We start from the raw sequence: 12,851 nt of genomic DNA, 5'->3' as shown, positions 1-12,851 counted from the left end.
ACAAAAGTTTACGCGCGCGGATGCGCCCGATCATACACCTCGAGCAGCCGCGACGCATCGACGCCGGTATAGACCTGGGTTGTGGAAAGGCTCGCATGGCCGAGCAATTCCTGAATGGTGCGCAGATCGCCGCCGCCCGCAAGCAGGTGCGTGGCGAAGGAGTGGCGCAACGCATGGGGTGTCGCCGTCTCCGGCAGGCCGAAGGCGCTGCGCAGCTTCTGCATGGCGCGCTGGATGATCGCCGGCTGCAGCTTGCCGCCGCGAGCGCCGCGAAACAGCGGCTCGCCGCTTTCGAGATCGTAAGGGCAGAGCGCGCGATATTTCTCGACGGCATCGAAAACCACCGGTAGCAGCGGCACCAGCCGCGTCTTGTTGCCCTTGCCGGTGATACGCAGTGCCGTTGCGCCGCTTGGCAGATCGGCGGGGACGAGATCCAGGGCCTCGGAGATGCGCAGCCCACAGCCGTAGAGCAGCGTCATGACCGCCGCGTCGCGCGCGGCGATCCAGGGTTCGTCATGGAGTTGGGCCTCGTCGCTGACGACGGTGATCGCCTGCGTGTCCGATAGCGGTTTGGGCAGCGATTTCGGCTGCTTCGGCGAGCGTATCGCGCCAGCACCGGCGGCATTGACCAGTCCCTTCTTTTCAAGGTGGCGCAGCAGTGAGCGAAGACCGGCGAGATTGCGGCCGAGCGAACGGGCGCCGGAACCCTGCTTGCGGCGGGCCGCGAGGAATGCGCGGAAATCGGCCGGGCGCAATTCCCTGATATCGCCGAGCGTCGCCGGGCCGGCAAGATGGCCGGTCAGGAAGGTCAGGAACTGGCGAGTGTCGCGTTCGTAAGCGTCGAGCGTGTGCTCGGAAAGACGGCGCTCGCGGGCGAGGTTTTCGAGCCAAGCGGCCCGTTCCGCCATCAGGCTCGAGTCGGCGATGATCAAGAGTTCATTCACGTCACTGGCCTTGAATTTGCCTTCAAGTCCGCCAATTTGAAGCAGGAACGGTTATGGAATTGCTAATGCCCGCCGAGCCTTGTCATCCTTAGATCATATTGTACTGCGATAGCTTATTCCCCATAGACAGGATCTTTCATGGCACGGCGCGACTCCATGACGGCTTTCGGACAACTCGCGGAAGCGATTGTTCTCGTCTCACAGGGAAAGCCCGGTCATATCGTCGATACGCTGATTGCCGAACGCGGCCAGAGGATCGTGAGACATCCGCTCTGGCCTGTCATGCGACCGTTCCTCTACACGCTTCTGCGCTATAACAAGGCGATCGAATTCGCCAATGCCGTCGCCAAGATGCCAGGCTTCCAGTCGTTCGAATATCTGAGCGACGTGCTGAAGCTCGACATCAGCGTTGCCAATGGCGAACGCATTCCCGCTTCCGGCGGCTTCATCCTCGTTAGCAATCATCCCACAGGGATTGCCGATGGCGTCGCGGTGTTCGATCTCCTGAAATCGCGCCGGCCGGATATGATGTTCTTCGCCAATCGTGATGCGATCCGCGTCAATCCGCGCTTTGCCGAGATGATCATTCCTGTGGAATGGCGGGAGGAGCACAAGAGCAAGCTCAAGGCGCGCGAGACGCTGCACCTGACGAACCATGCGGTGAAGGAAGGCAAGGCGACGGTGCTCTTTCCCTCGGGCCGTATCGCCTACTGGGCGAACGGACGGCTGAACGAACGTCCCTGGAAAACCTCGGCTGTCGGGCTGGCGCGCAAATACAATCTGCCGATCCTGCCCGTGCACATGACGGCGCGCAATTCCGGCCTGTTCTATTGGCTGGCGAAATGGTCGACGGAACTTCGCGACATGACCGTTTTTCACGAGCTGCTGAACAAACGCGGCGACCGCTTCGATTTCGTCATCGGCAATCTCATTCCTGCCGAACATCTGGACGGCGACCTCAACGATGTGACGAAGGCGCTGGAGAAGCATACGGTGTACGATCTCGCAGCGGATGGCGATGCGACGTTCGCGCCGGTCGGCTTGCCAGTTGCAGCAGCGCAGGGTCGCGAGATTCCGGTTCCTGCGGTCTAGACAAGGCGGGATCGCCATGACGATCGACATCCGCATACATCGCGATCGGTTGCCTGCGGAGATTGCCGATCTCGCGAGCGAGGCGCGGCGGGAAGATTATCTTCATATCACCCGCCTCATCGACGAATGGGCGGTTGGTGCTGTCAGGTTCGAGCGCGATGGCGAAAGGCTGCTCGCCGCTTATGTCGGTGGAGCGCTCGCCGGGATCGGAGGCATGACCGTCGAAACAGCCATGCCGGGAGCGTTGCGGATGCGGCGGTTCTATATTCGTCGCCCAATGCGTCGGCGTGGCATCGGACGGATGCTTGTGCTAGCTCTGCTTGACCATGCACGGTCCTTCTGCTGCATCGTCACCGTTCATGCGGGAAACGATGGTGCGGCCAAATTCTGGGAATCGCTCGGATTTCAGCCTCGCGTGCAGGACGGCCATACTCATGTCTTTTATCTCGACGGTTCGGCCTCCGCTTGAAGTTGCTACACCATTATCGATCGTCCTCGGCAATCATGTTTGCCGCTTTTCCATCGCCGGCGCGGGTATCGCTTAACCGGTAAAGGAGTGGCGGCGGCGCGGAGATGACGGTTGATCTGTCAGAGCGAAGCGTCAGGCGCCGATCTCCTTGAGGCGGATGGCCTGGCGCGCCAACAGCCGCTCGACATCGGCAATATCCAGTGTGGAGAGTTTGGCGCCCGGCTTGCGCAGAGCGGCGGACTTGATGACGCCGCGCTTGGCAAGGACGTATTTGCGGCAGGCGAGGCCAATGCCTTGCTGCTGTTCGTAGCGGGCGAGCGGCAGATAGGCGTCGAAGATCTCATGGGCGCGATCGGAATTGCCGGCAGTGTGGGCTTTGACGACGCCGACCATCATCTCGGGGTAACAGAAGCCGGTCATGGCGCCGTCGGCGCCGCGTCCCATTTCTTCCGGTAGGAAAAGCCCGCCGTTGCCGCAGAGGATCGAGATGCGCCGCATGGCGCCGCTATCGCTGGCGGCGCGAAGGGCTGATATCTTCGCAAGACCCGGCCAATCCTCGTGCTTGAGCATAACGCAATTGGGCACCTCGTTGACGATGCGCTCGATGACCCTGGGCGCAATCGTGACGTTGGTGGTGAGCGGATAATCCTGCAGGACAAAGGGTGTTTCGCCCAATGCTTCGCCGACGGACTGGTAGAAGGCGAAGGCCTGGTCGTCGGTCTTGACGGTCCAGGGCGGCGCAACCATGACGCCGGCGGCACCCGCGCCCATGACGGCTTGGGCAAGTTCGCGCATCGGGGCAAGTCCCGGCGCCGACACGCCGACGACGACGGGAAGGCGGCCGTCGAGGCGCTTCAGCACTCGCTCGACCACGGTCCGCGATTCCTCCGCGGTCAGCTTCGGTGCTTCGCCCAGCTGACCGAGCACCGTCAGGCCGGTGACGCCGGCGCTCTCATAGAAATCGACCATGCTGTCGATGCTGGCGACATCGAGCGCGCCGTCGTCGGCAAAGGGTGTGACGGCGATCACATAAACACCCTTGGCATCTTCCGTCAGTCTGGCCATTCGTTCCTCTCCCATTCAGCGTCGAATAGAATTCTCAGCGAATGTATGCAGCCAATCACTCGCCCAGCAACCTTTTCCTATGGGCGCGCGCAATCTCGGCAAACCTTCGTCATCACCGTCTCCGCCCGATGCGCTGCTTTGTCTTTGCGGTTCCAATTCCTGCAATTTGCGGGCATGGTCTCGCGCGATGAGCACAGATTCGTCCGATCTCTTTGGCGCGCTTTTCGAGGCACCGCCCGCGAACCGAACGGTTCCGGTGCTGGTGCCAATGCCGGCGCCGAAACCCTATTCCTATTCGGTGCCTGATGGCATGGCGGTCGAGCCCGGCTCGGTCGTGCAGGTGCCGCTCGGGCCGCGGCAGGTGATCGGCGTCGTCTGGGACGGCGGCGAGGATGGCGTCGATCCGAAGAAGCTCCGGCCGATCAGCCATGTCTTCGACTGTCCGCCGCTCTCCAGGGAAATGCGGGATTTCATCGACTGGGTAGCGACCTACACGCTCTCCCCGCCCGGCCTCGTCGCCCGCATGGCGCTACGGGCGCCTAACGCCTTCGAGCCGGAACCGATGGTGGAGGGGCTGAAGCTCGTGGGCGGCGAGCCGGAGCGGATGACGCCGGCGCGTGCCCGGGTGCTAGATACGGCGTCTGACGGTTTTTCGTGGACGCGCAGTGGTCTGGCGCACGCGGCGGGTGTGTCGACGAGTGTCGTCGACGGGCTGATCACACTCGGCATCTTCGAGACGGTGTTCCTGCCGCCACCGCCTGTCGTCGCGATGCCGGATCCGGATTTTGCCGCCGCGCGTCTCGAAGGGCCTCAGAAAGAGGCGGCGGAGGAGATCGTCTCTGAGATCCGCAGGCAAGAATTCTCGGTGTCCTTGATCGACGGAGTGACGGGCTCTGGCAAGACGGAGGTTTATTTCGAGGCGATCGCCGAAACGCTGAAACGCGGCAAGCAGGTGCTGATCCTGCTGCCGGAGATCGCGCTTACGGCAAGTTTCCTGGAGCGTTTCCAGGATCGCTTCGGGGCGAAGCCTGCCGAATGGCACTCCGATCTCGCCTCGCGCATGCGTGAAAAGGTGTGGCGCCAGGCGGTGACCGGCGAAGTCAGGGTCGTGGCCGGCGCCCGCTCGGCACTGTTCCTGCCTTTCGAGGACCTTGGCCTCATCATCGTCGACGAGGAGCACGATCCCGCCTACAAGCAGGAGGATCGCGTCTTCTACAATGCCCGCGACATGGCTGTGGTGCGCGGCCGCATCGGCGATTTTCCTGTCATTCTGGTGTCGGCGACACCATCGGTCGAAAGCCAGGTCAACGGGCAGAGCGGGCGCTACAGTACGGTGCATCTGCCGACACGATTCGGCGACGCCGCGTTGCCGGACCTGCATCTCATCGATATGCGCAGGCACGCGCCGGAGCGGGGCGGCTTCCTGTCGCCGGTGCTGATCCGGGCGATCGGCAAGACGGTGGAAAGGCGCGAGCAGGCGCTGCTCTTCCTCAATCGGCGCGGTTATGCGCCGTTGACGCTCTGCCGTGTGTGCGGCCATCGCTTCCAATGCCCGCAATGTTCGAGCTGGCTGGTGGAGCATCGCTTCCGCAAGCAGCTGCAATGCCACCAATGCGGCCATGCCGAGCGCACGCCGGAGGCCTGCCCGGAATGCGGCACGCTCGACCATCTCGTTGCCTGCGGGCCGGGTGTCGAACGCATCGCCGAAGAGGTGGAGCGGCATTTCCCCGAGGCGCGGACGATCGTTCTCTCCTCAGATATCATGGGCGGGGTGAAGCGGCTGCGGCTGGAACTGGAAGCGATCGCCAAGGGCGAGGCCGATATCGTCATCGGCACGCAGCTCGTCGCCAAGGGGCACAATTTTCCGCTGATGACGCTGGTCGGCATCGTCGATGCCGATCTCGGCCTCGCCAACGGCGATCCGCGCGCGGCCGAGCGCACCTTCCAGCTTCTGTCGCAGGTGACGGGGCGCGCCGGACGCACCGGCCTCAAGAGCCATGGGCTGCTGCAGACCTACCAGCCGCAGCATCCGGTCATGCAGGCGATTGTATCAGGCGATTCTGGCGCCTTCTACGAGCGCGAGATCACCGAGCGCGAGCGCGCCGCCCTGCCGCCCTTCGGCAGGCTCGCCTCGATCATCGTTTCCGCCGAGACCCGCCACGATGCCGAAAACCATGCACGCGGCATGCGCAACGCGGCACCGCAGGTCTCCGGTATCTCAGTGCTCGGCCCGGCGGAAGCGCCGCTTGCGCTGGTGCGCGGCCGCCACCGCTTCCGTCTTCTGGTGCATGGACGGCGGAATTCGGACATGCAGGGGTTCCTGCGGGCGATGCTGTCGCAATCGCCGAAAGAGCGCGGATCGGTGCAGGTGCAGCTCGACATCGATCCGCAGAGTTTTCTGTAGCCGCTCGTCTGCTGCGGATTTTCTGGGGTCGCTTTTCTGGCCCGCCACCATTTCCTCCTTTTTCGGCCCATGCCATAAAACACCGATTCACAAGTGATTTGGGGCTGATGCATGGAGTTCTATTTTCCGACCGAGCTTGGCGAGCAGCTGGCGTTCTGCTCCGCAGCCTTCACGGCATTGGTGGGTTTCGTCATGATGTTTGCGCCGGGCCATGCCCTGCGTCTTCTCGGCCTTCAAGCGCGGGAAGGGCGGCCGGAAGGTTATGGCGAAGGGCGCTCAATGGGCGGGTTTTATCTCGGCTTCGGGCTGTCGGCGATCATGCTCGCTCAGAGCTGGATCTATATGGCGCTCGGCGCCTCCTTCGTGATGGCCGCCTTTGCCCGCATCATCTCGATTCTGTCCGATAAGGGGAGCAATCTCGTCAACTATTTACTTTTGGTTGTGCAGATTGCTTTGGCGGCATTGCCGCTGCTTTATGTTTTCGGCTTCATCCAGACGTAATTTTTACGGCCGGCGGCCGGCTTCTCATGCATGGCTGCAGGTCATTCCGCAATTTTGCGGACAGAAATTCATGTGAATGGCTTATTCGGGCATTACGCGTGTTGCGAGTCCGAACATCCTATGTTAGACGGACCCCGAATTTCGGAAGAAGCAAGAGGCTTCTCTTGTGATTTCTGGGGGAAATCAAAACGAATTCAAGATCATAGGTTCGGCGCCCGCCGAGAGCCGGATTTTGGGTTGAAATCAGGGAAATTTGTGCCAGTGGCAGACACGTCCCAGCTTACTTCTGGTGTTGCAGAGCGCTATGCCTCGTCGCTTTTCGAGCTGGCGCTCGAAGAGGGCGCAGTTGCTACCGTAACTGCAGATCTTGACCGTTTCCAGGCGATGCTGGATGAGAGCGACGATCTGAAGCGCTTCATCCTGAGCCCGGTTTTCTCCGCTGAGGACCAGCTGAAGGCCATCGTCGCCATCAGCGAAAAGGCTGGCATTTCGGGCTTCTTCGCCAATTTCCTGAAGGTCGTGGCGCGTAACCGCCGCCTGTTTGCCCTGCCGGGCATGATCAAGGCCTTCCGCATCATTGCTGCCAATCATCGCGGCGAAATTTCTGCCGAAGTCACTTCGGCCCATGCTCTCTCCGCAGAGCAGGAAAATGAATTGAAGGCGGCGCTGAAGGGCGTCACCGGCAAAGACGTGGCAATTGCTGTCACGGTTGATCCGTCAATTCTTGGTGGTCTGATCGTCAAGGTCGGGTCCCGTCAGATTGATACGTCTCTTCGTACCAAACTCTCTACCCTTAAGCTTGCATTGAAAGAGGTCGGCTGATGGATATCCGCGCCGCGGAAATTTCCGCAATTCTCAAAGACCAGATCAAAAATTTCGGCAAAGAGGCAGAAGTCTCGGAAGTCGGCCAGGTTCTCTCCGTCGGTGACGGTATCGCTCGTGTTTACGGTCTGGACAATGTTCAGGCTGGTGAAATGGTCGAGTTCCCCGGCGGCATCCGCGGCATGGCTCTGAACCTTGAATCCGACAACGTCGGTGTCGTTATTTTCGGCTCCGACCGCGACATCAAGGAAGGCGACACCGTCAAGCGGACCGGGGCCATCGTTGACGTTCCGGTCGGTCCGGAGCTGCTCGGCCGTGTCGTCGACGCTCTCGGCAACCCGATCGACGGCAAGGGCCCGATCAACGCGACCCGCCGTGCGCGCGTCGACGTCAAGGCTCCGGGCATCATTCCGCGCAAGTCGGTTCATGAGCCGATGTCGACCGGCCTCAAGGCCATCGACGCGCTCATCCCGGTCGGCCGCGGCCAGCGCGAGCTTGTCATTGGCGACCGCCAGACCGGCAAGACCGCGATCCTGCTCGACACCTTCCTGAACCAGAAGCCGATCCACGACAACGGCCCTGACAACGACAAGCTCTACTGCGTCTATGTCGCCGTCGGCCAGAAGCGCTCCACGGTTGCCCAGTTCGTCAAGGTCCTCGAAGAGCGCGGCGCCCTGAAATACTCGATCATCGTTGCTGCGACCGCTTCCGATCCGGCTCCGATGCAGTTCCTCGCTCCGTTCGCAGGCTGCGCAATGGGCGAATACTTCCGTGATAACGCCCAGCACGCCCTGATCGGCTATGACGACCTGTCCAAGCAGGCTGTCGCTTATCGTCAGATGTCGCTGCTGCTGCGTCGTCCGCCGGGCCGCGAAGCCTATCCGGGCGACGTTTTCTACCTGCACTCGCGTCTCCTCGAGCGCGCTGCAAAGATGAACGACGATAAGGGCGCTGGTTCGCTCACCGCTCTGCCGGTTATCGAAACCCAGGGCAACGACGTTTCGGCCTTCATCCCGACCAACGTGATCTCGATCACCGATGGCCAGATCTTCCTCGAAACCGACCTGTTCTACCAGGGCATCCGTCCGGCCGTTAACGTCGGTCTGTCGGTTTCCCGCGTCGGTTCTTCGGCTCAGATCAAGGCGATGAAGCAGGTTGCCGGCTCGATCAAGGGTGAACTCGCCCAGTATCGCGAAATGGCCGCCTTCGCCCAGTTCGGTTCGGACCTCGACGCTGCAACGCAGCGCCTGCTGAACCGCGGTGCACGCCTGACCGAACTCCTGAAGCAGCCGCAGTTCTCGCCGCTGAAGACGGAAGAGCAGGTCGCCGTGATCTTCGCCGGCGTCAATGGCTACCTCGACAAGCTGCCGGTCGCTCAGGTCGGCAAGTTCGAGCAGGGTCTGCTTTCGTACCTGCGTTCGGAAGGCTCGGCCATCCTCGACGCGATCCGCACGGAAAAGGCAATCAGCGACGATACCAGGGGCAAGCTCACTGCTGCTCTCGATAGCTTCGCCAAGTCTTTCCAGTAATCGGGCCTAGTTAGGACGGATAACGGATGCCTTCACTTAAGGATCTGAAAAACCGGATCGCCTCCGTCAAGGCGACGCAGAAGATCACCAAGGCGATGAAGATGGTCGCCGCGGCGAAGCTTCGGCGTGCGCAGGAGGCGGCCGAGGCAGCCCGGCCCTATTCGCAGCGCATGGGTGCGGTTCTGGCGAACATCGCCAAGGCCGTCACCGATGCGGACGGCGCGCCGGTCCTCATGACCGGTACGGGCAAGGACCAGGTTCATCTGCTCGTCGTCTGCACGGCCGAACGCGGTCTTTGCGGCGGCTTCAACTCGCAGATCGCCCGTTTCGCCCGCGACCATGTCCGCAAGCTGGTCGCCGAAGGCAAGACGGTGAAGATCTTCACCGTCGGCAAGAAGGGCTACGACATCCTGCGCCGCGAATATGCATCGATGATCGTCGAGCGCAAAGAGCTGCGTGAAGTCAAGAAGGTCGGTTTCGAGAATGCCGACCAGATCGGCAAGCGCATCATCGAGATGTTCGAAGCCGACGAGTTCGACGTCTGCACGCTGTTCTACTCCGAGTTCAAGTCGGTGATCAGCCAGGTCCCGACCGCTCTGCAGCTGATCCCGGCCAAGGCTCCGGAAGCCGTCGCCGAAGATGCAGAACATGCTGGCGCCGTCTACGAATACGAGCCGGATCCGGCGTCGATCCTCGACGATCTGATCCCGCGCAATATCTCGGTCCAGGTCTTCCGCGCTCTCCTCGAGAACGTCGCGGGCGAGATGGGCGCCAAGATGAGCGCGATGGACAATGCGACGCGCAATGCTGGTGAGATGATCAACAAGCTGACGCTGAGCTACAACCGTCAGCGTCAGGCTCAGATCACCAAGGAACTGATTGAAATCATTTCGGGCGCGGAAGCGCTCTGAGTTAGGGAAAGAGGGTAAGAAAATGGCTGAGGCAGCTACCCGCTCTGTCGGCAAAGTCACCCAGGTTATCGGCGCCGTCGTCGACGTTGCTTTCGAAGGCGAACTGCCGGCGATTTTGAACGCGCTCGAAACCGACAATAACGGCGTCCGCCTGGTTCTCGAAGTCGCTCAGCATCTGGGCGAAAACGAAGTCCGCACCATCGCGATGGACTCGAGCGAAGGTCTCGTTCGCGGCCAGAAGGTCGTCGATACCGGTGCTCCGATCTCGGTTCCGGTCGGCGATGAAACGCTCGGCCGCATCATGAACGTCATCGGCGAGCCGGTCGACGAAGCAGGCCCGCTTAACACCGCTCACAGGCGCGCCATCCACCAGGACGCTCCGGCTTACGTCGAGCAGTCCACGGAAGCGCAGATCCTCGTCACCGGCATCAAGGTCGTCGACCTTCTCGCTCCCTACGCAAAGGGCGGCAAGATCGGCCTGTTCGGCGGCGCCGGCGTCGGCAAGACCGTTCTCATCATGGAACTGATCAACAACGTCGCCAAGGCGCACGGTGGTTACTCGGTTTTCGCAGGCGTCGGTGAACGCACCCGCGAAGGCAATGACCTTTACCACGAAATGATCGAATCCGGCGTCAACAAGCATGGCGGCGGCGAAGGCTCCAAGGCTGCGCTTGTTTACGGCCAGATGAACGAACCGCCGGGCGCGCGCGCTCGTGTCGCTCTGACGGGTCTGACGGTTGCCGAACATTTCCGCGACCAGGGCCAGGACGTTCTGTTCTTCGTCGACAACATCTTCCGCTTCACGCAGGCAGGCTCGGAAGTGTCGGCTCTGCTCGGCCGTATTCCTTCGGCCGTGGGTTATCAGCCGACGCTCGCAACCGACATGGGCCAGATGCAGGAACGCATCACCACGACGACCACAGGCTCGATCACCTCGGTTCAGGCCATCTATGTTCCGGCCGACGACTTGACCGACCCGGCGCCGGCAACCTCGTTCGCCCACTTGGACGCAACGACGGTTCTGTCGCGTTCGATCGCTGAAAAGGGCATCTATCCGGCCGTCGACCCGCTCGACTCCACCTCGCGCATGCTCGACCCGCTGGTTGTCGGCGACGAGCACTACGAAATCGCCCGTAAGGTTCAGTCGACGCTGCAGCGCTACAAGGCTCTGCAGGACATCATCGCCATCCTCGGCATGGACGAACTGTCTGAAGAAGACAAGCTGTCGGTTGCCCGTGCCCGTAAGATCGAGCGCTTCCTGTCGCAGCCGTTCTTCGTCGCCGAAGTCTTCACCGGCTCGCCGGGCAAGCTGGTTGCTCTCGAAGACACGATCAAGGGCTTCAAGGGCCTCGTGAACGGCGAATACGACCACCTGCCGGAAGCTGCTTTCTACATGGTCGGTTCGATCGACGAAGCCATCGAGAAGGCCAAGAAGCTCGCTGCTGCTTGATGAGCGACGCTCAGGACGAGAGATTCTGCTGCGACTCCCTCAAGGGAGCCGTGGCAGAGCTTCCTGAACCGGCGGCGCCGACCATCTACCGGGCCGATAACGGCGTGCTGATGATGGTCGTCGGGCTGGTTCAGACCGAGGAAGGTCTCGGTTATCTCGACCAGGCGGTAATGCACTGCCCGTTCTGCGGGACCAAATTGCAAGATGCAAAAGCCTTAGCCGAGAAGGTAAGTCACTGATGGCTGACAATTTCAACTTTGAGCTCGTTTCGCCGGAGCGCCTGCTGCTGTCGGAAATGGTGACCGAGGTCGTCATTCCCGCCACCGAAGGCGAGATGACCGTTATGGCGCACCATGCCCCGACGATGACGACCATCAAGCCGGGCCTCGTCAGCGTTCGCTCCTCTTCCGGCTCGAAGCAGGACTACGTCGTGTTCGGCGGCTTTGCCGATATCCTGCCGACCGGCTGCACGCTGCTTGCCGAATCCGCCGTGCCAGTCGAAGAGCTCAACAAGGACGAACTCACTCGCCGCATCGAAGCTGCGAAGAGGGAACTTGAGGATGTCGTGCATCACGAGCACAAGTCCAAGCTTGAGCACTTCATCATGGAGATGACCCATCTGCAGGGCATGGTCGGTCAGGACTGATTGCGGCGACAGCCTCAATAAAAAGCGGCCTGAACGGCCGCTTTTTTTGTTTCTAGCTGCACTGCATGCATTCGGGAAATGATCCCGGCATATTATATATGGCTTGAAATGAAAAAACGGCCCGTCATGGCTGTTTGGTGCGCCGCGATTGCGGAGCGCCTCAGAAGCCGGTGCCGCCGCGCAGCTCGATGACCAGTGTATTGAGCAGAATCTTCATGTCGAGCAGCAGGCTGAAATTTCTGACGTAATAGATATCGCTGGCAATGCGGGCGCGGGCCTGCAATGGCCGCGCCGTCGGGCCGCGCCAGCCGCGCGTCTGGGCAAGACCGGTAATGCCGGGGCGCATGATGTGACGGCGATGGTAGTCCGGAACGAGCTCCTCGTAGAGCCGGCCGGCTGCCTGCATGTTGATGGCGTGGCAGCGCGGACCGACCAGCGACATGTCACCCTTAAGAACGTTCAGAAGCTGCGGCAATTCGTCGACATTGGTCTTGCGGAGCACGGCGCCGATGCCCGTCACCCGGCTGTCGCCCTTGATTGTCTGTTGAATGCCCGACGGATCGCAGGCTTCCGCGCGCATCGAGCGGAACTTGAAGACCGTAATCTTCCGGCCGTTCAGCCCCCAGCGGATCTGGCGGAAGAACACCGGGCCGCCATCGTCCAGTTTGATGAAAAGGGCGATTGCCAGAAAGAGCGGCGCCAGCACGATGAGAGCGCTGGCCGAACCGATAATGTCGATCAGCCGCTTGACGACTAACCGCAGGGCCATCTTTCTTTCCTCACCGGAAAAACTTTCCGGCTGGCGAATGTTGGAGTTCGCTACAACGAGTGCCTTGTTTTTGTTCTGACGTTGAGAGACATCGAAGCGCGAATTCCTCTTCGAAGTAAAAGCATTCATTACGCGAGGCCCACAAGTTTATGCATGACTCTGAATCGTATCGGGACAAATACATGCTCGAACACGATTTGTCATCGGTATACATAATAAATCAGTAACTATGAAGACGCCAAAATTGGG

General features: G+C 61.1%; 13 protein-coding genes. 10 read left to right on the top strand and 3 right to left on the bottom strand.

Annotated features, from left to right (window positions below; all coding sequences use genetic code 11):
* Window positions 1-8 precede the first annotated feature (8 nt).
* Window positions 9-944 (bottom strand): tyrosine recombinase XerC, encoded by a 936-nt coding sequence (locus tag NE852_RS20440; protein ID WP_008528007.1) that lies wholly within the window; start codon window positions 942-944, stop codon window positions 9-11.
* A 138-nt stretch (window positions 945-1,082) separates the two neighbouring features.
* Here NE852_RS20440 and NE852_RS20435 point away from each other — a divergent pair, with 138 nt between their 5' ends.
* A complete protein-coding gene (locus NE852_RS20435) occupies window positions 1,083-2,036 on the top strand; it encodes a GNAT family N-acetyltransferase (protein WP_037171781.1) in 954 nt (317 codons plus the stop codon).
* Window positions 2,037-2,052: 16 nt separating this feature from the next.
* Window positions 2,053-2,505 (top strand): GNAT family N-acetyltransferase, encoded by a 453-nt coding sequence (locus tag NE852_RS20430; protein WP_258156012.1) that lies wholly within the window; start codon window positions 2,053-2,055, stop codon window positions 2,503-2,505.
* Between the two features lie 132 nt (window positions 2,506-2,637).
* Here the strand turns inward: NE852_RS20430 and NE852_RS20425 are convergent, their stop codons facing one another.
* Window positions 2,638-3,570: a dihydrodipicolinate synthase family protein gene (locus tag NE852_RS20425; RefSeq protein ID WP_008528000.1), complete on the bottom strand. Its 933-nt coding sequence runs from the start codon at window positions 3,568-3,570 to the stop codon at window positions 2,638-2,640.
* Between the two features lie 187 nt (window positions 3,571-3,757).
* Between NE852_RS20425 and NE852_RS20420 the strand changes: the two genes are divergently transcribed.
* From NE852_RS20420 to NE852_RS20385, 8 genes are all read left to right on the top strand, one after another.
* Window positions 3,758-5,974, top strand: coding sequence for a primosomal protein N' (locus NE852_RS20420; RefSeq protein ID WP_258156011.1), 2,217 nt, complete (start codon window positions 3,758-3,760; stop codon window positions 5,972-5,974).
* Between the two features lie 111 nt (window positions 5,975-6,085).
* Entirely contained in the window at window positions 6,086-6,475 is a 390-nt protein-coding gene (locus NE852_RS20415) for a hypothetical protein (protein ID WP_008527990.1), read from the top strand.
* Between the two features lie 255 nt (window positions 6,476-6,730).
* A complete protein-coding gene (locus NE852_RS20410; protein WP_088682125.1) occupies window positions 6,731-7,297 on the top strand; it encodes a F0F1 ATP synthase subunit delta in 567 nt (188 codons plus the stop codon).
* Window positions 7,297-8,826: a F0F1 ATP synthase subunit alpha gene (atpA, locus tag NE852_RS20405; RefSeq protein WP_008527976.1), complete on the top strand. Its 1,530-nt coding sequence runs from the start codon at window positions 7,297-7,299 to the stop codon at window positions 8,824-8,826. Before NE852_RS20410 ends, atpA begins: the two co-directional genes overlap by 1 nt.
* A gap of 26 nt (window positions 8,827-8,852) precedes the next feature.
* A complete protein-coding gene (locus NE852_RS20400) occupies window positions 8,853-9,737 on the top strand; it encodes a F0F1 ATP synthase subunit gamma (protein WP_008527974.1) in 885 nt (294 codons plus the stop codon).
* A gap of 22 nt (window positions 9,738-9,759) precedes the next feature.
* Complete coding sequence (atpD, locus tag NE852_RS20395) at window positions 9,760-11,187, top strand: F0F1 ATP synthase subunit beta (protein WP_008527971.1); 1,428 nt, start codon at window positions 9,760-9,762, stop codon at window positions 11,185-11,187.
* Window positions 11,187-11,426, top strand: a complete 240-nt coding sequence (locus NE852_RS20390; RefSeq protein ID WP_008527970.1) for a hypothetical protein — start codon at window positions 11,187-11,189, stop codon at window positions 11,424-11,426. Before atpD ends, NE852_RS20390 begins: the two co-directional genes overlap by 1 nt.
* Complete coding sequence (locus NE852_RS20385) at window positions 11,426-11,833, top strand: F0F1 ATP synthase subunit epsilon (RefSeq protein WP_008527968.1); 408 nt, start codon at window positions 11,426-11,428, stop codon at window positions 11,831-11,833. Before NE852_RS20390 ends, NE852_RS20385 begins: the two co-directional genes overlap by 1 nt.
* Before the next feature lie 160 nt (window positions 11,834-11,993).
* On the opposite strand, the gene NE852_RS20380 is transcribed toward NE852_RS20385, so the two are convergent.
* Window positions 11,994-12,731, bottom strand: coding sequence for a sugar transferase (locus NE852_RS20380; protein WP_008527967.1), 738 nt, complete (start codon window positions 12,729-12,731; stop codon window positions 11,994-11,996).
* Window positions 12,732-12,851 lie beyond the last annotated feature (120 nt).

Source organism: Rhizobium sp. Pop5 (genome assembly GCF_024721175.1).
GTDB lineage: Bacteria > Pseudomonadota > Alphaproteobacteria > Rhizobiales > Rhizobiaceae > Rhizobium.
This window is presented reverse-complemented; position numbering and strand designations above follow the sequence as displayed.